Source organism: Microbacterium sp. cx-59 (genome assembly GCF_020805625.1).
Classification (GTDB): domain Bacteria; phylum Actinomycetota; class Actinomycetes; order Actinomycetales; family Microbacteriaceae; genus Microbacterium.
Genome location: NZ_JAJHGO010000009.1, coordinates 199,600 through 221,232, shown reverse-complemented (window position 1 = coordinate 221,232; position 21,633 = coordinate 199,600). Strand labels below are relative to the sequence as shown.

General features: G+C 70.1%; 14 protein-coding genes. 4 read left to right on the top strand and 10 right to left on the bottom strand.

Features of this window, described 5'->3' with window-relative positions; all coding sequences use genetic code 11:
- Positions 1-56: 56 nt before the first annotated feature.
- Genes LMI96_RS13255 through LMI96_RS13245 form a run of 3 tightly spaced genes read right to left on the bottom strand, consistent with a single transcriptional unit; the run spans position 57 to position 3,864 of the window.
- Entirely contained in the window at positions 57-944 is an 888-nt protein-coding gene (locus LMI96_RS13255) for a carbohydrate ABC transporter permease (RefSeq protein WP_223723041.1), read from the bottom strand.
- A complete protein-coding gene (locus LMI96_RS13250; RefSeq protein WP_223723040.1) occupies positions 941-1,849 on the bottom strand; it encodes a carbohydrate ABC transporter permease in 909 nt (302 codons plus the stop codon). Before LMI96_RS13250 ends, LMI96_RS13255 begins: the two co-directional genes overlap by 4 nt.
- Entirely contained in the window at positions 1,846-3,864 is a 2,019-nt protein-coding gene (locus tag LMI96_RS13245) for a beta-galactosidase (protein WP_228361823.1), read from the bottom strand. The genes LMI96_RS13250 and LMI96_RS13245 overlap by 4 nt, the downstream gene beginning before the upstream one ends.
- A gap of 159 nt (positions 3,865-4,023) precedes the next feature.
- Between LMI96_RS13245 and LMI96_RS13240 the strand changes: the two genes are divergently transcribed.
- Positions 4,024-5,040 carry a LacI family DNA-binding transcriptional regulator gene (locus tag LMI96_RS13240; protein WP_228361822.1) on the top strand — a complete coding sequence of 339 codons (1,017 nt, stop codon included), beginning with the start codon at positions 4,024-4,026 and terminating at the stop codon, positions 5,038-5,040.
- Between the two features lie 225 nt (positions 5,041-5,265).
- Here LMI96_RS13240 and galE read toward each other — a convergent pair whose 3' ends face one another.
- The 6 genes from galE to LMI96_RS13210 all read right to left on the bottom strand — a co-directional run bounded on the left by galE (position 5,266) and on the right by LMI96_RS13210 (position 13,220).
- Complete coding sequence (galE, locus tag LMI96_RS13235; protein ID WP_223723037.1) at positions 5,266-6,240, bottom strand: UDP-glucose 4-epimerase GalE; 975 nt, start codon at positions 6,238-6,240, stop codon at positions 5,266-5,268.
- Between the two features lie 166 nt (positions 6,241-6,406).
- Positions 6,407-8,242, bottom strand: a complete 1,836-nt coding sequence (locus LMI96_RS13230; protein ID WP_228361821.1) for a beta-galactosidase family protein — start codon at positions 8,240-8,242, stop codon at positions 6,407-6,409.
- A gap of 17 nt (positions 8,243-8,259) precedes the next feature.
- Complete coding sequence (locus tag LMI96_RS13225; protein WP_228361820.1) at positions 8,260-9,783, bottom strand: alpha-N-arabinofuranosidase; 1,524 nt, start codon at positions 9,781-9,783, stop codon at positions 8,260-8,262.
- A 72-nt stretch (positions 9,784-9,855) separates the two neighbouring features.
- A complete protein-coding gene (locus LMI96_RS13220) occupies positions 9,856-11,202 on the bottom strand; it encodes a sugar ABC transporter substrate-binding protein (RefSeq protein ID WP_308015772.1) in 1,347 nt (448 codons plus the stop codon).
- 174 nt (positions 11,203-11,376) lie between these two features.
- Positions 11,377-12,303, bottom strand: a complete 927-nt coding sequence (locus tag LMI96_RS13215; protein ID WP_223722554.1) for a carbohydrate ABC transporter permease — start codon at positions 12,301-12,303, stop codon at positions 11,377-11,379.
- Entirely contained in the window at positions 12,300-13,220 is a 921-nt protein-coding gene (locus LMI96_RS13210) for a carbohydrate ABC transporter permease (protein ID WP_228361819.1), read from the bottom strand. Before LMI96_RS13210 ends, LMI96_RS13215 begins: the two co-directional genes overlap by 4 nt.
- Positions 13,221-13,341: 121 nt before the next feature.
- Between LMI96_RS13210 and LMI96_RS13205 the strand changes: the two genes are divergently transcribed.
- From LMI96_RS13205 to LMI96_RS13195, 3 genes are all read left to right on the top strand, one after another.
- Positions 13,342-14,385, top strand: a complete 1,044-nt coding sequence (locus tag LMI96_RS13205; RefSeq protein ID WP_223722556.1) for a LacI family DNA-binding transcriptional regulator — start codon at positions 13,342-13,344, stop codon at positions 14,383-14,385.
- A 212-nt stretch (positions 14,386-14,597) separates the two neighbouring features.
- Positions 14,598-18,698, top strand: coding sequence for an RICIN domain-containing protein (locus LMI96_RS13200; RefSeq protein ID WP_228361818.1), 4,101 nt, complete (start codon positions 14,598-14,600; stop codon positions 18,696-18,698).
- A 174-nt stretch (positions 18,699-18,872) separates the two neighbouring features.
- On the top strand, positions 18,873-19,850 hold the full coding sequence (locus tag LMI96_RS13195) for a Gfo/Idh/MocA family protein (RefSeq protein WP_228361817.1): 978 nt from the start codon (positions 18,873-18,875) through the stop codon (positions 19,848-19,850).
- 112 nt (positions 19,851-19,962) lie between these two features.
- Here LMI96_RS13195 and pgm read toward each other — a convergent pair whose 3' ends face one another.
- Complete coding sequence (gene pgm, locus LMI96_RS13190; RefSeq protein ID WP_223722559.1) at positions 19,963-21,606, bottom strand: phosphoglucomutase (alpha-D-glucose-1,6-bisphosphate-dependent); 1,644 nt, start codon at positions 21,604-21,606, stop codon at positions 19,963-19,965.
- Positions 21,607-21,633 lie beyond the last annotated feature (27 nt).

Genomic DNA, 21,633 nt, shown 5'->3' with positions numbered 1-21,633 from the left:
AGCGGTCCATTCCGACCGGCAGGGTGCCGGACGGGTCGTTCCGTCCGGCGATCGACTTACTTCAGGGCGCCAGCGCCCAGTCCGTTCCGCCAGAAACGCTGAAGCAAGAGGAAAGTGATGATGAGCGGGATGACCGACAGCAGCGCGCCGATGAGCACGAGCCCGCGGAGTTCCGGCAGCTGGTTCAGCTGGTTGTTCCAGTTGTAGAGGCCGTAGGTCACGGGGAAGAGATCTTCGCTGCGGAGCATGATGAGCGGCAGGAAGAAGTTGTTCCAGATCGCGACGAACTGGAACAGGAACATCGTCACGAGCGCGGGCGTCATGAGCCGGACGCTGACCGTGAAGAACGTGCGCACTTCGCCCGCACCATCCAGGCGGCTCGCCTCGAGAAGCTCATCGGGCACCGAGGATGCGGCGAAGATCCGGGCGAGGTAGACCCCGAACGGGCTCACCAGCGAGGGGAGGAACACCGCCCAGAACGTGTTCGTGAGCTGCACCTGGCTGAAGATCAGGAAGAGCGGGAGCGCGAGGGCCGTCGCGGGGACGAGTACGCCGCCGAGCACGACGTTGAAGATCAGTTCTCGGCCGGGGAACCGGTATTTCGCGAGTGCGTAGCCGGCCATGGCGGCCAGGAGCGTCGCGATCGCCCCGCCGAGTCCGGCGTAGAGCACCGAATTGCCGAGCCACTTGAGGTAGACGCCGTCGCGGTAGGCGAAGAGCGTGCCGATGTTCTCGAAGAGCCGGAAGTCGGCGAACGTGAGCGGGTTCGTGGTGAGGATGTCACCGGTGTCCTTGCTCGAGGCGACCAGCAGCCACCACAGCGGGAGCAGGAAGTAGATCGTGAAGACGGCCATGACGAGCATCGCGCTGCCGCGGGAGACGATCGGCTCGCGCGCGACCCGGGCGCGGGTGCCGACGCGGGAGGGGAACGTGGAGGCGCTCATGCGTTGTCCTTCTTCTGCATGTACTTCATGAAGCCGAACGAGAGCACGAAGGTCGTCAGGGCGAGCACCACCGAGAACGCCGCCGCGAGGTTCGCGTTCGGGATCGAGGCCGTGGCGTACACGGTCATGTTCGGGGTGAAGGTGCTCGTGACCGCCGAGCTGAAGGAGCGGAACACCTGGGGCTCCGCGAGCAGCTGCAGCGTGCCGATGATCGAAAAGATCGCGGTCATGACGATCGCGGGCCGTACCAGCGGAATCTTGATCGACCACGCCATCCGCCACTGGCCTGCGCCGTCGAGTCGCGCCGCCTCGTACAGTTCCGTCGGGATCGACAGGAGCGACGAGTAGATGATCAGCATGTTGTAGCCGACGTAGACCCACGTGACGACGTTGGCGATCGACCAGAGCACCAGGTCGGCGCCGAGGAAGTCGATCTGGCTCGTCACCGCGCTGAACGGCGACAGGTTGGGGGAGAGGAGCGAGCCCCACATGATCGCCGCGATGACGCCGGGAACCGCGTACGGCACGAAGAACGCGAGGCGGAAGAACCGCTTCCCGCGCACGAGCGGCGAGTCGAGCAGCAGGGCGAACAGCAGCGCGAGCCCGAGCATGACCGGCACCTGCACGACCCCGAACGTCAGCATCCGGCCGACCGAGGCCCAGAACTGCTCGTTCTGGAACACCAGCGCGTACTGTGCGAACCCGCCGAACACGAGCTCCGCGCGACCGAAGGTGCCGTTGCGCTCGACGACGAGCAGAGACTGCCCGATCGCGAACCCGATCGGGAGGATGTAGAAGAGCGTGAAGAGGATGCCGAAGGGCACCAGCAGGATCGCGATCGCGCGCTTGTGCGCGACCCGGATCCGTCGCCGCGGGGGCGGCGCCTGGACGATGGACGTCGTCATGAGATCTCCTCGATGATCCGCACGCCGCCGGCGGCGATCGGGAGGCGGCCGGTCGCGGCCTCTCCCGAGACGAGATCGCGTCCCCGCGCCTCGACGAACGCCTCTGCGTGCCCGTGATTGATGGCGAAAAGGTAGGAACGGCCCTGGCCTGCGCGACGGACGATCTCGACGTCGGGGCCGGCGCCGGCGAAGCCCGTGAGGCCCGCCTCCGCGGCGATCCGCCCGATCAGATCGGCGTAGCCGGACGGGTCCAGCAGGGTGGCGGCGTACCAGGCGGTGCCGTCGCCGGCGCGCCGCCGGGTGAGAGCGGGCCCGCCCGCCGCGGGGCCGTCGAGGTAAGTCGCGATGACCTCGGTGTCGTCGTGCGCGCGGAGACGCTCGGTCCAGATCGACCCGGTCGCGCCGTTCAAGAGAGCCACGGAGCGACCCGCCGCGAGGGGCGCGAACTCCTCACCGAACACGCCGACGAGGTCGCGGAACGCCCCCGGGTAGCCGCCGAGACGCACCCGGTCGGTCTCGTCGACGATGCCGCTGGAGAACGTGACGAGCACGGTGCCGCCCGCCTCGGCGAAGGCGCGGAGCGCGGCGGCATCCGCATCCGATACCAGATGCAGCGCGGGCACGATCACGAGGCGATACCCCGACAGGTCGGTGCTCGGATGCACGACATCGGCGGTCAGGCCGTGCGCGCTGAGGGCGGCGTGGGCCGCGTGCACCTGATCGAGGTACGCGAGCTGGTCGCTGGGGCGACCCTCGCCCTCGAGGGCCCACCAGCTGTTCCAGTCGAAGAGGATCGCGCTCTGCGCCGTGACCCGGGTGCCGTGCAGCCCGCCGAGTCGGCCGAGGAGGGCGCCGAGTCGCTGCACATCGGCCCAGGCCGCCGTGTCGGTGCCGGCGTGCGGCAGGAGCGCCGAGTGGTACTTCTCCGCGCCCTGCACAGACGCACGCCACTGGAAGAAGCAGATGCCGTCGGCGCCGCGCGCGACGTACGCGGTGATGTTGCGGAGCAACTCGCCCGGAGCCTTCGCGAGGTTCTGCGGCTGCCAGTTGACCGCGCCGGTCGAGGTCTCCATCAGGATCCAGGGCCCGCCGCCCGCCAGGCCGCGGGTGAGGTCGGCCGAGAACGCGAGCTCGGCGCGCGGGTCGTCGAGGCGGCGGTCGAGGTAGTGGTCGTTCGCGATGACGTCCATCTCGGCGGCCCACGACCAGTAGTCGAGGTTGCGGATGTGCGCCGTCACCATGAAGTTCGTCGTGACGGGAGCGACGCTGCGGCCGCGGATGATGGCGGCCTCGGCGCGGTAGAGCCCGAGCTCCTCATCCGAACTGAAGCGCTGGAAGTCGAGCATCTGCGCGGGGTTCCGGAGCGACAGGGCGCGTCGGGGCGGGAAGATCTCCTCCCACGCGCCGTAGCGCTGGCTCCAGAACGCCGTGCCCCACGCGCGGTTGAGGGCGTCGACCGAGTCGTAGCGCGCGCGCAGCCATCCGCGGAACGCCTCGGCGCTCGCGTCGCAGTAACAGAGCGCGTTGTGGCAGCCGAGCTCGTTCGACACGTGCCAGAGCGCCACGGCGGGGTGTGCGCCGTATCGCTCGGCCACACGCGTCGTGAGTTCTGCCGCGTACGCGCGGAACACGGGGGAGCTCGGGCAGTAGGCCTGCCGCCCGCCCGGGTAGCTGCGGGTGCCGTCCTCGGCGACCGGGAGGATCTCCGGATGCCGCGCACTCAGCCACGGCGGCGGTGACGCCGTGCCCGTGCCGAGGTTGACGCGGATGCCGTTCTCGTGGAGCAGCGCGATGATCTCATCGAGCGCCGCGAAGTCCCACACGCCGTGCGCCGGATTGATCTCCGACCACCCGAAGACGTTGATCGCCGCGAGGCCCACGCCGACCTCGCGCATGAGTCGCACATCGTCGAGCCACGTCTCGCGGTCCCACTGCTCGGGGTTGTAGTCGCATCCGAAGATCAGCCCATCGCCGCCCAGGGTGGCGAGCAGGTCGGGTGCAGCGGCGTCGGACATCCGAGGGGCGCTCCTTTGCGTCAGGCGAGAAAGTTGTGCGGACTGTGCACGTGCACACATTCGGACTGCGAAAGTCATCAGCAGAATGTGTGAACGTGCACATACTGACATCGCGCGCCGACTCCGTCAAGTCCGACTCGCGTCGATAGGCTGACGCGCATGGACTCCCCTTCCTCCGTGCGGCGCCGCAGCACAGTGCACGACGTCGCACGCGCGGCAGGGGTCTCGCGGGGCACCGTGAGCCGCGTGCTGAACGGCGGATACGTCTCGGACGGCGCGCGCGCCGCCATCGAGCAGGCGATCCACGAGGTCGGCTACGTGCCGAACACCGCCGCGCGGAACCTCGTGCGCCAGCGCACCCAGGCCGTGGGGCTCATCGTGCACGAACCCCACTCGCTGTTCCTGGAGGACCCGAACATCGGCGGCATCCTGCTCGGAGCCAACACCGCCCTGTCGGAAGCGGACTACCAGATGGTCTGCCTCGTGGTCGACACGGCCCGCGATACCGACCGCGTCGCGCGCTACCTCAGCGGGGGATTCGTCGACGGCGTCGTCGTCATCTCCGCGCGCGAGCACGACCCGATCACGGCCGTCGTCTCGCGCCTCGGGCTGCCCGCGGCCTACGTGGGTCATCCGCCCGACATCAGCGGGGCGTGGGTGGGCATCGACAACCGCGGCGCCGCACGCGCCGTGACGCAACGGCTCCGCGCCACCGGCCGTCGCCGGATCGGCATCATCGCCGCCGCCCTCGACCGCGACTCGGGCACCGACCGCCTCGCCGGATTCCGGGAGGCGCTGGGGGAGGACTTCGACCCCGCGCTCGTCGAGCCCGTGCCGCTCTACGCCTTCGCCGACGGCGCGGCCGGCATGGAGCGCCTGCTCGCGCGCGTGCCCGATCTCGACGGCGTGTTCGCCGCATCCGATGCCGTCGCGGCCGGCGCCATGCAGGCGCTGCGCGCGGCCGGGCGGCGCGTTCCCGAAGACATCGGCGTGGTGGGGTTCGACGACAGCGCATGGGCACGCCGCACGACGCCGCACCTGTCGACCGTGCACCAGCCGGCCGAAGGGCTGGGCGTGGCCGCGGCCCAGGCCGTGCTCGCCCAGCTCGGCGGCGACGAATCGGCCCGGAAGGGCATCATCCTCGACGCGCCGATCGTCTGGCGCGGGTCGGCGTAGGGGTTTCCGCCCCTCGTGGGGGTGCCGCCGCACCTGCGCGGGGTGCCGCCGCCCCTCCCGGGGTGGTCTCCGCGCAGGCGCGGGGTGCTTTCGCCCTCCGGGAGCGCTCCCAATCGGGCGATGCCGGTCGGGTTGCGCGGCTAACTCCTCCAGAACTGCCACTTCGGGCCCGTACGTGGGCGGAAGCGACCGATCTGGAGGAGTTAGCGGGCGATCACCGCCGGCTCAGGCGTTGCGGCGGGCTTCCCAGCCGCTTCGCACCATGTCATCGACGCGGAATCGGTTCGCCCACTCCAGGTCGCGCGCCGCGAGCTCGCCGGTGGCGACGATGCGGTCAGGGTCGCCGGGGCGGCGAGGGCCGATCTTCGGCGTGAAGTCGATGCCGGTCACCCGGGCCATCGCGTCCATGATCTCGCGCACCGACAGGCCGTTCTGCGACCCCAGGTTGTACGCGGGTTCGACGGGTTCGCCGGCGGCGAGACGGCGCGCCGCGACGGCGTGGGCCGCGGCGATGTCGGCGACGTGCACGTAGTCGCGGACGTTCGTTCCGTCGGCGGTGTCGTAGTCGTCGCCGTTGATCTGCGGAACCTCGCCCGCGATGAGCTTCTCGAACACGATCGGGAACAGGTTGTGCGGGCTGGTGTCATAGATCACCGGGTCACCCGACCCGACGACGTTGAAGTAGCGGAGCGACGTATGCCGCAGTGGATGCGGGGAGTCCGCCGTCGCGACGGCCTGATCGCGGATCAGCCACTCGCCGATGAGCTTCGACTCGCCGTACGGCGACGCCGGCCGCTTCGGCAGGTCCTCGGTGACGAGGGGCACATCGGGCGTGCCGTAGACCGCAGCGCTCGAGGAGAACACCAGCTTGTCGACACCCGCGTCGGCCATCGCGGCGAGCACGACCCGGGTTCCCTCGACGTTCTGCGCGTAGGTGTGCAGCGGCCGCTGCACCGAGACGCCGGCGTACTTGTAGCCGGCGACGTGGATGACGCCCTCGACCGCGTGGTCGCGCAGGGTCTTCTCGACGAGAGCGTGGTCCAGGATGCTGCCGCGCACGAACGGCACGTCGTCGGGAACGAACCCGGCGTGCCCGCTGGAGAGGTCGTCGATGACGACGGGCGGCATGCCCGCATCCGCCAACGCGCGTACCACGTGTGCACCGATGTAGCCGGCGCCGCCGGTCACGAGCCAGGACATGGTTCTCCTTCGTCTGTGTGTGGTTCTCATTCTCCCGCATCCCCGTCGCTCCCTTCGCCGACCCACCCCCTTGTCTCCGACCCACCCCCTTATGCGCGGTGGCAAGGGGTGGGTCGGGAATAGAGGGGTGGGTCGGCGGAGAGGAGGTGGGGGAGGGGAGGGGGAGTTACTCCTCGGTGTGGCCGAGGGCGGGGGTGGGGAGGAAGCGTGCGACGGGCTCGGCGAGCTGGTCGAGCTCGATCACGACGAGTTCGTTCGCGCCGGCGCGCGTCGCGGGCGCGGGCACGAAGAGCGTGCGCTGCGGGCCGTTCACCCAGTAGCGGCCGAGCAGGAAGCCGTTCACGAACGCGAACCCCTTGCCGAATGCGGCGGTGTCGAGGAACAGGTCGGCCTGCTCCGCCAGCTCGAACGATGCGCGAAGACCCGTGCGCCCGACCGTCGGGCGGACGGCGGATGCAGCAACCGCCCCGCGCACCGCGTCGAGGTCGACCGGGGTCGCCCGCCAACCCGTCACCGTCACGCCACCGACCGACGCCTCGCCGATGAGTCCCTTGCGCTCGCCGAGGCGTACGTCGTAGTTCACCCGGCCCTGATCCTCGACGAGCACCGTGAGCTGCGCCCCGCGCGGAACGACGAGCGCACGCTCGTGCAGTGCCCGGGACAGGCGGCCTGCCGGAACGCCGTCGACCATGACCCAGGCCATGTCGCGCACCTCGTCGAAGACGAGAGTGGCCGCATCCGACCCGTCGAAAGCCGCCTCCGGCAGGGCCGCGTCGTAGCGGACGAGCGCGCCGAGATGCCCGAGATCCTCGAACGTCGGCGGCACGGCCGAGCCGGCGGCACCCGCACCCGCGGCACCCGCACCCGCGGCACCGCCACCCGCACCCGCGGCACCCGCACCCGCGGCACCCGCACCCGAGGCACCGCCACCCGCGGCCTCCGGAAGCCAGTCGCCGACCGACTCGAGCGGAACCTCGAACGCGGGGGCGGGCACGGCGGGCGCCGGCACCTCGCTCGGCACGGGCGCGTATTTCGCGATCACCTGGCGGAAGGCGTGGAACTTCTCCGTCGGGTTGCCCGCTTCATCCAGCGGCGCGTCGTAGTCGTACGACGTGACGAGCGGCGCGTACCGGCCCTTGTCATTCGCGCCGTTCGTGAGCCCGAAGTTCGTGCCGCCGTGCAGCATGTAGAGGTTCACCGAGGCGCCGGCGGCGAGCAGGGTGTCGAGTTCGGCGGCGGATGCGGCGGCATCTGTCGTGTGGTGCACCCCGCCCCACCAGTCGAACCAGCCGTCCCAGAACTCCGAGCACATCAGGGGCCCGGTCGGCTGGAACTCGCGGAGCGTCTGCAGGCGCTCGGCGGCGCGCGAGCCGAACGATCCGGTCAGGTGCAGGCCCTCCAGGCTGCCGTCACGCAGCATCTGCGGCATCGGCTGATCCACGGTCGTGAGCGGCACGGTGATCCCGGCCTCCCGCGTGACGCGGGTGAGTTCTCGCAGGTAGTCCTTGTCGGCGCCGTATGCGCCGTACTCGTTCTCGATCTGCACGAGCACGACGTTGCCGCCCCGGTCGATCTGGCGGGGCGCGACGATCTCGTATACCCGGCGCAGGTAGGTCGAGACCTCGGCGAGATAGGTCGGCTCCGAGCTGCGGAGCGTCGCCCCCGGCAGCCCGGTCAGCCACACCGGCAGGCCGCCGTTGTGCCATTCGGCGCAGATGTACGGGCCGGGGCGCACGATCGCGTGCATGCCCTCGGCGGCGACGAGGTCGAGGAAGCGGCCGAGGTCGTTCCAGCCGGTGGCGTCCCACTCGCCGTGCACGGGCTCGTGGGAGTTCCAGGCGACGTAGGTCTCGATCGTGTTCAGCCCCAGCAGGCGGGCCTTGTGGATGCGGTCGGCCCACTGGTCGGGATGCACGCGGAAGTAGTGCAGCGCCCCCGACAGGATGCGGTGCGGCTGGCCGTCCAGCAGGAAGTCGGTCTCGCCGATGGTGAAGGTGGTCACAGTCTGTTCCGATTCGATCAGCGGGCGGTCCCGAGGCGCAGGCGCGCCCAGGACAGCGGGGGGAGGGTGAACCGCAGGACGGAGCCGTCGTCGTCGGTCTCGACCCGGAGGGGGACGGGGGCGACGGGCTGGGATGCGGCGGCGTTGACGGTGTCGCGATCGCCGCCGTCGGGTGTCGTCAGGACGACGCCCTCGACCTCGTGCGCGGCGACGCCGAGACGCAGCTCGACCTCGGTCGCTTCGGTGAGCGAGCGGTGCGCGAGGAAGACGGCGATGTCGTCGCCGTCCACGGTGGCGACCGCATCCACCGCGTCGACCGCGCCGTACCGGTCCGTGTCGACGGATGCGGCGGCGATCTCGGGAATGACGACGTGACCGGCCGCGGCGGTCGCGGTGAGCTGGAACGGGAAGAACGTCGTCTGGCGCCATGCGGCGCCGCCCGGTTCGGTGCGGATCGGGGCGATCACGTTGACGAGTTGCGCGAGGTTCGCCATCGTCACCCGGTCGGCCCGGCGGAGCAGCGTGATGAGGAGGGAGCCGACGACGACCGCATCCGTCACGGTGTAGTCGTCTTCGATGAGGCGCGGGGCGACCGGCCAGTCACCCGTGAAGACGTCGGGTTTGTCGACCTCGTTCCACCGCGTCTGGTTCCAGACGTTCCACTCGTCGACGCTGATGCCGATGGGCTTCTCGATGCCCTCTTCGGCGCGCACCTCGTCGATGATGCGGGCGACGTCGCCGAGGTAGCGGTCGAGCCCGACGCCGGAGGCGAGGAAGCTCTCCGGGTCGCCCGGGGCCTCCTCGTAGTACGCGTGCACCGAGATGTGGTCGACGAGGCCGGCAGTGTGGCGCAGCACGGTGCGCTCCCACGCGTCGAACGTCGGCATCTCGTGGTTGGAGCTGCCCGCGGCGACGAGCTCGATGTCGGGGTCGATGAAGCGCATGAGGCGCGCGGTCTCGGCGGCCAGCCGACCGTACTCGTCGGCCGTCTTGTGGCCGATCTGCCAGGGGCCGTCCATCTCGTTCCCGAGGCACCACAGGCGCACCCCGAACGGCTCGTCGCGGCCGTTGCGGCGCCGGCGGTCGCTGAGCGCGGTGCCCGCCGGATGATTCGTGTACTCGAGCAGATCGGCGGCCTCGGCGGCGCCCCGGGTGCCGAGGTTCACGGCCTGCATGAGTTCGAGACCGGCCTGCTCCGCCCAGTCGGCGAACTCGTGCAGGCCGACCTGGTTCGTCTCGGTGCTGTGCCAGGCGGCGTCGAGGCGCACGGGGCGCTCGTCGGAGGGGCCCACGCCGTCCTCCCAGCGGTATCCCGACACGAAGTTGCCGCCCGGGTAGCGCACGACGGTCGCACCCAGCTCGCGGACGAGCTCGAGTACGTCGCGTCGGAAGCCGGCCGTATCCGCCGTCGGGTGACCGGGCTCGTGGATGCCGTCGTAGACGCACCGGCCCATGTGCTCGACGAAGGTGCCGAACAGGCGAGGCGGTACCGCGGCGCCGGGGGCGGCCGGGTCGAGGACGATTCGTGTGGAGGAGGTCATGATCGCTTTCTGCGGCGACGTGACGAGGGGCGGGCCGGATCGATGATCGATGCGACCCGCCCCTCGCGTGCGTCACTTGTTGACGGTGAAGCCCTGCTCGTTGCCGTACTGCACGAGCTGGTCCTGCCAGGTGGCGAGACCCTCGTTCAGGTCGCCCTTGGAGGCGTAGGACTGGCCCACGGTGTCGCTGAAGATGCTGTTCGCGTACACCTGGAACGGCAGGTACTGCCATCCCTCGCGAACGTCGGATGCGGACTGCGCCAGCACCTTGTTGATCTCCTGGCCGCCGAAGTAGTCCGACGTCGCGTTCAGGAAGTCATCCGACTCGAGGTCGGCGGTGGTGGAGGGGAAGCCACCGCTCGCCGCGAAGATGTCGATGCTCGCCTGGTCGTTGTTCAGCCATTTGAGGAACGCGGCGGCCAGCGCCGGGTTCTCGCTCTGCTTGGTGACCGCCTGGCCGCCGCCGCCGTTCTCCGCCGACACCGGGGTGCCGTCGTAGGTCGGCATGGGGGCGACGCGCCAGTCGCCGGCGGCATCCGGAACCGATGCCTCCAGGTTGCCGGGCATCCATGCGCCGATCACGAGGGTCGCGATCGATCCGTCGCCGAGGCCCTGGAACCACTCGTCGCTCCAGCTGGAGGCATCCGAGAGCAGATCGCCGTCGACGAGCTGGTTCCACGTGTCGGCCCACTTCTGCGAGCCCTCGTCGGCCAGGTCGAGCGTCACGTTCGTTCCGTCGACCTGGAACGGCTGGCCGCCGGCCTGCCAGATCATGCTGGTCGCGAAGCCGGAGTCGCCGGTGTCGTTGGTGATCTTCTTCGTCGGGTCGGCGGCGGTCAGCTTCTTGGCTTCCGCGATGTACTCGTCCCAGGTGGTGGGGACGGTGAGGCCGTACTGGTCGAACACCGTCTTGTTGTAGAACAGCGCCATGGGGCCCGAGTCCTGCGGCAGACCGTAGATCTTGCCGTCGAAGTCGACCGAATTCCAGGTGGATGCCGTGTAGTCGCCCTCGAGGTCGCCGAAGCCGTACGGGGCCAGGTCGAGCAGGCCCTCGGTGAGGGCGAACTGCGGGAAGGCGTAGTACTCGACCTGCACCACATCGGGCGCGCCCGAACCGGCCTTGATCGCGTTCTGGAGCTTGGTGTACTCCTCGGTGTTCGTTCCGGCGTTGACGACGTTGACCTTGACGTTCGGGTATTCCTTCTCGAACGCGGCGGCCTGGTCCTCGGCGGACGGGGTCCAGGACCAGTAGGTGATCTCGCCGCCGGCCTCGAGGGCGGCGTCCAGGTCGTCGGCCGAGCCGCTGCCCGCGGCGGGTCCGCCGGAGGAGCACGCGGCGAGCGAGCTGCCGGCGATGGCAGTCGCGGCCACGACGAATGCGATGCGACGCAGCGCCGAGCCCTTGCGCATGGGTGTCATGGGATGTCCTTCACTTCGTTGTTGTGGATGCCGGGGCGGGTGCCCCGGGTGTTGCAGGTTCCCGGGCGGATGCCCCGGGGTATTTCGGGTGCCGGGGCGGATGCTCCGGCTCTTCGGGTGCGGGGCGGGATGCCCCGCAGGGAGGAGACGAACGTGGTCAGGCAGTTCCCCTCGTCACTGCTTGACGCTTCCGGCGCTGAGTCCCGACTGCCAGAACCGCTGCAGCATGAGGAACGCGACGACGATGGGGATGATCGACAGGAGCGAGCCCGTGATCACCAGGTTGTAGATGGGCTGCGCGGCGGCGCCGGTGGCCTGCGCGTTCCACTGGTTGAGGCCGACCGTGAGCGGGTACCAGGCCGGATCGCTCAGCATGATGAGCGGCAGGAAGTAGTTGTTCCAGGTCGCGACGACCGCGAACAGCAGCACCGTCACGATGCCGGGGGTGAGCAGCTTCGCGGAGATGGTGAAGAAGGTGCGGAACTCGCCCGCGCCATCCATCCGCGCCGCTTCCAGCAGCTCGGTCGGAACGGCCTCGGTGGCGAACACCCACATCAGGTACAGGCCGAAGGGGCTGATCAGCGACGGGATGATGATGGCCCACGGGGTGTTCGTGAGGCCCAGCTGGCTGAACATCAGGAAGGTCGGAACGGCGAGGGCGGTGCCGGGCACCGCGACGGCACCGATGACGACGGCGAAGACCGCTTTGCGTCCGCGGAAGTTGTACTTCGCGAGCCCGTACCCGGCGAGGGTCGCGAGCAGTGTCGCGCCGCCGGCGCCGACCACGACGTAGAGCAGGGTGTTGCCGAGCCAGCGGAGGAAGATGCCGTCGCGGTAGGTGAATGTCGCGACGATGTTGTCCCACAGCGAGAAGCTGTCGCCGAACCAGAGCCCGAAGGTCGTGAACAGGTCGGCCTGCGTCTTGGTCGCGTTGATCAGCAGCCAGAACAGCGGCAGCAGCGAGTAGATCAAGAACAGCGCGACCAGGATCGTGAGCACGACCGAGCGGCGCGGACGAGTGGAGGACGCTCGGACGTATCCGGGTGCCGACGAGCGACGGCGCCGCGTCGTGGGCGTCCGGTCGAGGGTGGGGGCGGTCATCGAATCTCCTGACGGGATCCACGCAGCTGCACGACGTAGGCGACGATCGCGGTGATGAGGCCCATGATGATCGCGACGGTGGCGGCGTAGTTGTACTGCTGGCCCGCGAACGAAAGGTTGTACGCGTACATGTTGGGCGTGAAGAACGTGGTGATCGTGTTCGGGGCGAGCGGCTTCAGGATGTTCGGCTCGTTGAAGAGCTGGAAGCTGCCGATGATCGAGAAGATCGTCGCGATCACGATGGATCCGCGGAGCGCGGGGAGCTTGATCGAGACGATCGTGCGCCAGGCGCCCGCGCCGTCGAGGGACGCGGCCTCGTACAGGTCGCCGGGGATGGTCTTCAGCGAGGAGTAGAAGATCAGCATGTTGTAGCCGATGAACTGCCACGTGACGATGTTGCCGATCGACAGCATCATCCATTCCGGCAGGAAGGGCCCCAGGAACTCGCCCCCGAGGAAGTCGTTGATGTTGCCGGCGAGACCGAATCGATCGCCGTAGATGTAGCCCCACATGAGCACCGCCACGACGGCGGGCACCGCGTACGGGAGGAAGATCACGATGCGGCTGAAGCCCGAGCCGAGGAGGCGGCCGCTGTCGATCGCGAGCGCGGCGGCGAGGGCGAGCGCCAGCATGATCGGCACCTGGATGAGCAGGAAGAGCAGAACGCGCAGGAATCCGTCCCAGAGCTTCGGGTCGCTGAACGCGGTGAGGTAGTTCTCGAACCCGACGAAGGCGTTGCCGCCGACGATCTGTTCGCGGAACAGGCTCAGGTAGAGCGAGTACGCGAGCGGGGCGAGGAACACGAGCGCGAAGACGATCGCGAACGGGGCCACGAACAGCCAGCCGCGCTCGTCGATCCGGAGCCGTCGCCGTCGGGGTGTGTGCACCGCGGGTGGGGGTGCTGCTGTGGTCGTCATCGTCCGAAGCCTTTTCTGTCATGCCGCTCCGCGGGTCGTTACTGACCGATGCGGAGGATGTTGACGTAAACATAAACCGGTATGGATAACATGTCAACGTCAACATCGAGGGGATCCGGACATGGGCGAAGACGCAGCATCCGTGACCGCTGCGGCGCGCTCCCGACGACGCGAGACCTCGATGGCCGACGTCGCCGCCGAGGCCGGAGTCTCGGGCCAGACCGTGTCGCGGGTGGCGAACGGCCGCGCGAACGTCGACCCCGACACCCGCAAACGCGTGCTCGAAGCGATGGCCCGGCTCGGCTACCGGCCCAACAGCGCCGCGCGGGCGCTCCGCTCCGGACGCTTCCGCAGCATCGGCGTGATCATGTTCTCGCTCTCGAGCTACGGCAACACGCGCACGCTCGACGCCGTCGCGTCGGTCGCGGCGGATGCGGGCTACTCGCTGACCCTCATCACGGTCGAGTCCGCGACGCAGTCCGATGTGTCGGGGGCCTTCGTGCGCCTGGTCGAGCACGCGGTGGACGGCGTCGTCATCCTGATCGAGACGCACCGGCTGGGCGAGACCGAGCTCGCGCTGCCGACGGGACTTCCCGTGGTCGTCGTCGACTCGAACGCGGCGTACGCCTACCCGGTCGTCGACAACGATCAGGCGCAGGGTGCGCGACTCGCGACGGGCCATCTGCTCGATCTCGGGCACGAGACGGTCTGGCACGTGTCGGGCCCGCTGGAGTCCTACGCCGCCGAGCGACGCCGCGAGGCGTGGCGCGAAACGCTCGAGGCGCGCGGGGTGCGCGTGCCCGAGGTGGCCGTCGGGGACTGGACCGCGGACTCCGGGTACGAGATCGGCCGGCGGATCGCCGAAGATCGCGACATCACCGCCGTGTTCGTGGCGAACGATCAGATGGCGCTGGGTGTGATCCGGGCGCTGCACGAGGCGGGCCGCGCGGTTCCGGGCGAGGTCAGCGTCGTGGGGTTCGACGACACCGCCGACGCGGCGAACTTCTGGCCCCCGCTGACGACCGTGCGCCAGCATTTCGGACGCGTCGGTGCCGCCGCCATCCGGGCTCTCCTCGCCGAGATCGACGGCGAGGGCGCGGCGACCGAGCGGATGGTGATCCCGACCGAGCTCGTGGTCCGCGGCAGTTCGGCCGCCCCCGCCTGACCCGCCGCTCACTCCTCCGCGCCTGACCCGCCGCTGGCTCACGCCCTCGCGGGGAGCGGGCGAAAAGACCTTGTGCGCGGACTGTGTGTCGCCTATGGTCGGTGTTGACGTCAACATGTTTACGTCAACACGAGTGCCGCTCTGCGCGGGCGCTCTCTGCACCACACCGCCACACACTCCACGCCGCATCGCCGCGGCCGGAAGGAACGACGATGAAGTCCACCCGAATCCTGTCGCTACTGTGCGTCGGCGCACTCAGCGCCGGCGCGCTCGTCGCGGGAACGACGGCCGCGCCGCAGGCTGCGCACGCGGCCGCATCCGTCCGCATCACCCCGAATCCGTCGTACGCGTCGGATCCCTTCGAGGGGTGGGGCACGAGCCTGGTCTGGTTCGCGAACGCGACCGGTGGCTACCCGGCGGATGTGCGCCAGAAGCTGTTCGACGCGGTCTTCGGTGAAGAGGGGCTGAACCTCAACATCGCCCGGTACAACATCGGCGGCGGCAACGCGACCGATGTGCCGTCGTACCTGCGCCCGGGTGGCGCGGTGCCCGGATGGTGGAACCCCGACCTCGACGCGACGGATGCGGACGGCGACATCTCTGCGACGTTCGCCGACCGCGACCGGTACGCGGCCGCGTGGGACGCGGAGGACCCGGCGAGCTACGACCTCGACGCGGACGCGGCGCAGCGCTGGTGGATCGACGCGCTGAAAGACAAGGTCACCCACTGGGAGGCGTTCAGCAACTCGCCGCCGTACTTCCTCACCCAGAGCGGATTCGTCTCCGGCGGCGTGAACAACGCCACGAGCGAGCAGCTGGCGCCCGAAGACATGGAGGCGTTCGCCGGGTACCTCGTGAACGTCGTCGAGGAGCTCGAGAAGGATCACGGCATCCAGTTCGACACGCTCGATCCGTTCAACGAACCCAACACGAACTACTGGCAGACACGGATCCCTGCGGGTGCGACCTGGCCGACGAGCGCGAGCCGTCAGGAGGGCGCGCACATCGGGCCCTCGCGCCAGGACCAGATGATCCAGGTGCTCCGCGACCGCCTCGCCGCCCCCGGCACGGCCACCGACGTCAGCATCTCCGCGATGGACGAGACGAACCCGTCGATCTTCGTGCAGAACTGGAACGGCTGGAGCGACGAGTCGAAGGACGCGGTCGATCAGCTCAACGTGCACACGTACGGCACGGGCGACCGGATGGTCGCGCGCGACATCGCGAAAGCATCCGACAAGCCGCTGTGGATGAGCGAGGTCGAGGGCGACTGGGACGGCACGGGCTTCAACCAGACGAACATCGAGAACGGTCTCGGGATGGCCACGCGCATCGTCGACGACCTCCGCGAGCTCGAGCCGGCGGCATGGGTGTTCTGGCAGCCCGTCGAAGATCTCTACAACATGGAGAAGGTCGAAGACCTCAACTGGGGCAGCGTCTTCATCGACTTCGACTGCAACGCCGAGGGCGATTCGGAACGGCGCATCGCGGATGGCGACGCCGACCCGTCGTGCCAGGTGCTGACGAACGCGAAGTTCAACACCGTGCGCAACTTCACGCACTACATCGAGCCCGGCGACCACCTGATCCCGACGAACGACGCGCAGACGACCGCGGCTCTCACGGCCGAGGGCGACGGTGTCACGCTCGTGCACGTCAACAGTGAGGCGTCTGCGCGCACGGTCGAGCTCGACCTCTCGCAGTTCGGGCAGATCGCTCCCGGCGCGACCGTCACTCCCGTGGTGACCACCGAATCGTCGGCCGGCGACGTCACCGGCAACGCGCTCGTCGAGGGCGATGCGGTGCCGATCGACGCCGCATCCCGGTCGGCCGTCCTGACGGTTCCGGCGAAGTCCGTGACGACCTTCGTGGTCACGGGTGTGTCGGGCGTCTCCGCGGATGCGGTCGCGTTCGAGGACGGGGCGACCCTCCAGCTGCTCGGTGTGCAGAGCGGAAAGGCGCTCGCCGCGGATGCGGCCGGCCTCCGCATCCGGACGAGTGCGACCGACGCGACCACCGCGCCCGCGCAGGCGTGGACCGTGCGGTCGCTCGGCGGCGAGGGCACGAACCGGCACCGCCTGGCGTTGCAGGCGGGTGACGGCCGGTTCCTCGCGGTGTCCGGTACCGGCACGACCCTGGTGACGGCGGATGCGGCGGCGGCCGCATCCGATCCCGCGCTGCAGTGGATTCCGTCGACCGCGGACGGTCGCACGTACTCGCTGCTCAGCGTCGCCGCGGAGCGAGTTCTCGATGTGAACGGTCAGGGCACGGCGGACGGCACGAGCGTCGGCACATGGACCTCGAACAACGGTGCGAACCAGCGGTGGACGCCGGCCTCGACGGCGGTGCAGGGGGTCGCTCCTGTCACCGCCAGCACGGCGGTCGGTGAGGCTCCGGAGCTTCCCGGCACCGTGACGCTCCGCTACCGCGGGGGCGTCGAGCGCACCGCGGCCGTCGAATGGGATCTGTCGGGGGCCGATTGGTCGGTGCCCGGAACCGTCGAGGTGCCCGGATCGGGTACCGACGTGTTCGGCGCCCGCTTCGAGGGTGCGCTCGCGACGGTCGAGGTGGGCGCGTACACCGCGACCCGTCCCGTATCGCTGACGACCTACGCCGGCGCGGCGGTCGACCGGGTGCGCGCGGCGGCGCCGACCGCGGTTCCCGCCGAGGTGCGCCTGGGCGGTACCGCGTACGACACCCCGGTCGAGTGGGACTGGTCGGGGATATCGGATGCGGACCTCGCCCAGCCGGGCACCGTCGTCGTGACGGGAACCGCCGCGGGACGAGGCGCCGACACGTTGCCCGCCCGGCTCACGGTGATCGTCACCGAACCCAGCGAGCGCAACGTGGCTCCGCAGAGCAGGGCGACGGCCACGTTCACCGAGAGCTCGAGCTACGGCGTCGAACGCACGACGAACGGGGTCACCACCGACAAGGGCTGGTCGAACTGGCGCTCGGGCACGAAGAACGCGCAGGACACGTTGACCTACGCGCTCTCCGGCACCGAGCAGGTCGGGCACGTGCGCGTGTCTTTCTACCGCGATGGCGGGGCGACCTGGCCCGCGAGCCTGCGCGTCGAGCACCGCACGGCCGGCGGCGAGTGGGTCGCCGGAGAGTCCGTGGCCGTTCCCGCGCCCGACACGGGTGCACCGGTCGTCGACGTGCCGCTCGCCGGCGTCACCGCGGACGACGTGCGCGTCGTGCTGCAGGCGCGGCCGAACACGCACATGATCGTCTCCGAGGTGGAGATCTTCGGCCTCTCCGCGGCGCCCGCCGGGATCGCCGACCTCGCGCGCCTGTCGGTCGGCGGCACCGCCGTCGCGGACTTCGATCCGGCGACAGAGCAGTACACCGTGCGCACTCAGGGTTCCGGCTGGCCGGTGCTGTCTGCGGTCGCCGTCGACTCCGACGCGACCGTGCAGATCGCGCAGCCGTCGGATGCATCCGCCACCGGCAGTGTGACCGTCACCGCCCCGAACGGCGCGGTACGGACCTACGCGGTTGCGATCGAGCGTCAGGTGACCCTCGGTGACGTGACGATCACGGGCACGCCCCGCGTCGGAGAGGTGCTGACCGCCAGCGTCACCACCGACCCGAGCGACGCGGAGGTCGCCTACACGTGGACCCGCGACGGCCGCGCGATCGGCGCGACCGGAGCGACCGGAGCGACGTACACGGCGACCACGGCCGACGTGGGCGCCGAGCTGCGCGCGGTGGCGACCGCATCCGCCTCCGGCTTCGTCGCCGGAGAGGGAACGTCGTCGCCGGTGATCGTCGAGACCGCGCCGGTCGAGCCGGGTGGTCCGGGTACGCCGGGTGGTCCGGGTACGCCGGGTGGGCCCGGTACGCCTGGGGGCCCGGGTGGTGGCCCCGGTACGCCGAGTGGTGCGATCGCGCCGCTCGAGTCGGCGCTGACGCCCGCGCTGCAGGGTGGGATCACCGCTCCGGGCTCGGTGGCGGCGGGTTCGTCGATCACGGTCGGGGTGGACGCGGGCCGGGCGGGTGAGTCGGTGAGTGCGTGGTTGTTCTCGACGCCGACGCTGCTCGGGACGCGGACCGTCTCGTCGTCGGGAGACATCTCGGTGCGCGTTCCGGTGGAGACGCCGGTCGGCGCTCACCGTCTGGCGGTGACGGATGCGTCCGGTGCCCTGATCGGCTGGGTTCCGCTGGAGGTGCGCGCGGCGTCTCCGCTGGCGGTCACCGGCGCCGAACTCGGCCCGATCATCCCGATCGCCTACGGCGTGCTGCTGCTCGGTGGGCTGCTGTTCGCGGTCGGCGCGCGCCGCCGCCGCATCCGCCGCTCCCGCGCCTAACCGCCGCCCGGGCCAGATCGGCCGCGAGACGGGATCTTCGCGCCGAGACGGAGGGGTAACCCCACTGTCTCGGCGCGAAGATCCCGTCTCGGCGTCCTAGCGAGCTGCGGGCGGGGGCACAGGGGTGGGGCCGAGCGTGGCGGCGAGCGGGGCGGACGCTGCTACGGTCGGGGCGTGCAGCGGACACGGTGGGCCATCCTCGGGCCGGGGCAGATCGGCGGATTCTTCGCCCGCGCGTTGCCGCGGAGCACCCATGGGGTGCTGCAGGCGGTCGGCAGCACCGATCCCGACCGCGCGCGCGCCTTCGCCGACGAATACGGCGCTCCGGTCGCCGGAACATACGCCGACGTGCTCGCCCGCGACGACGTCGACGCGGTCTACATCGCGACCGTGCACACGACGCACGCGGAGTTGTCGGTCGCCGCGCTCGAGTCGGGCAAAGCCGTGCTCTGCGAGAAGCCCGTGTCGCCGTCGCTCTCCGAGACCACGCGCGTCCTCGCGGCCGCAGCGGCGACCGGGCGCCCGTTCGTCGAGGCCTACAAGTACCGCTTCGGTCCCTTCGCGGGCGCGTTCGATGACGTCATCCGTTCGCGGCGGATCGGCGGGATGCGTGCGCTGACCGCGTCGTTCGGGTTCGCGGCCGGCTCGCGCGAGGGTCGGCTGTTCGATCCGGCTGTTGCGGGTGGGGCGATCCTCGATGTGGGCGGCTATCCGATGTCGCTCGTGGTGGCCGTCGCCGCGGCGGCGGGGATCGACCTCGACGAGTTGCACATCGGCGAAGCGGATGGTGTCGTCGGCGCGGTCGACGAGACCGCTCGCGCGCGGGTCGTGGCCGGCACCTTCGTCGCCGACGTGCGTGCCTCGATCGTGGAGGATCTGCCGAGAATCGTGACGCTCGAGGGCGGGCTGGGCACGATCACCTCCGGCGACCTCTGGGGCAGCCGGCTCGAGTCGGGCCGAACCTTCGGTGTGCGGACCGAATCGCGCGCCGAGATCGTCACGGTGTCGACGCTCGATCCGTTCGCGGCGGAAGCGGATGCGGTCTCCGCCGCGATCGCCGACGGTCGCAGTGAGGCCCCGCAGATGCCGTGGGCGCAGTCGGTCGCGACCGCCCGCTTGCTCGCGGACTGGCGCGCGTCCCTCCGCCCCTGACCCTCGACCCGAACCGCCCCTTTATCGCCGACCCACCCCTTTTTGTCGCGCTGCCAACGGGCCGGCTCGATGCTAAAGGGGTTGCTCGACCGACGTGGTCGCGCGGCGCGGGTCAGGCGTCGCCGAGGGCCTCGGTGACGACCGCGCGGGCCGCGTCTTGCACCTGGCGGAGGTGTCCCTCGCCGCGGAGCGACTCGGCGTAAAGCTTGTAGACGTCTTCGGTGCCGGAGGGGCGCGCGGCGAACCACGCGTCGGCCGTGACCACCTTGAGGCCGCCGATCGGCGCGCCGTTGCCCGGCGCGTGCGACAGCTTGGCGATGATCTCGGAGCCGGCGAGCTCGGTCGCGGTGACCGCATCCGGCGACAGCTTTCCGAGTGCGGCCTTCTGCGCCGGGGTCGCCGGTGCGTCGACGCGCTGGTACACGGATGCCCCGTAGGTGTCCTCGAGCTCGGCGTACCGCTGCGACGGCGTCTTGCCGGTGACCGCGAGGATCTCGGCGGCGAGCAGGCACAGCAGGATGCCGTCCTTGTCGGTCGTCCACACCGAGCCGTCGAAGCGGAGGAACGACGCACCGGCCGACTCTTCTCCGCCGAAGGCCACGGACCCGTCGAGCAGCCCGGGAACGAACCACTTGAAGCCGACCGGCACCTCGTAGAGCGGGCGGCCGAGCGCTTCGACGACCCGGTCGATGATCATCGACGAGACGAGCGTCTTGCCCACTGCCGCATCCGCCGGCCACCCCTCGCGGTGCGAGAACAGGTAGTCGATGGCGACCGCGAGGTAGTGGTTCGGGTTCATGAGCCCGGCGTCGGGGGTGACGATGCCGTGCCGGTCGGCATCCGCATCGTTGCCGGTGAGGATGTCGTACTCGTCACGGCGTGCGACCAGCGAGGCCATCGCGTTCGGCGACGACGGGTCCATCCGGATCTTCTCGTCCCAATCGAGCGTCATGAAACGCCAGGTCGGGTCGACGTCGGGGTTCACAACCGTGAGGTCGATGCCGTAGTGCTCGGCGATGAGGCCCCAGTACTCGACCGAGGCGCCACCGAGCGGGTCGGCGCCGATCCGGATGCCGGACTTCTTGATCGCGGCGATGTCGATGATCGAGTCGAGATCGCGGACGTACGCCTCGCGGAAGTCGTACTGACCGAGCGCGTCGGCGTCGATGTCGGCGTGCGGCGTGCGGCGGACGCCCTCGAGGCCGCCCGCGATCAGCTCGTTCGCCCGGTCGGCGATCCAGCTCGTCGCGTCGGTGTCGGCGGGGCCGCCGTGGGGCGGGTTGTACTTGAAGCCGCCGTCGCGAGGCGGGTTGTGGCTCGGCGTCACGACGATGCCGTCGCTCCGGCCGGGGTCGGCTGCGTCGCGGTCACGGTTGTAGTTCAGGATGGCGTGGCTGAGCGCCGGTGTCGGCACCCACGAATCGCGGGCGTCGACGCGCACATCGATGCCGTTCGCGACGAGCACCTCGATCGCGCTCCGCTCCGCCGGCAGCGACAGCCCGTGCGTGTCGCGCCCGAGGAACAGGGGGCCGGCGATGCCCTGCGCGTTGCGGTAATCCACGATCGCCTGGGTCGTGGCGAGGATGTGGTCTTCGTTGAAGCTCGTCGACAGGCTGGAGCCGCGGTGGCCGCTCGTGCCGAATGCCACGCGCTGGGCGGGCACCGAGGGGTCGGGCTTGCGGTCGTAGTAGGCGGAGATCAGCTCGTCGACATCGATGAGGTCGGACGCGTCTGCGGGAGATCCAGCTCGGCTCATACGCTTAGTCTGCCGTGCGCGGGCGGC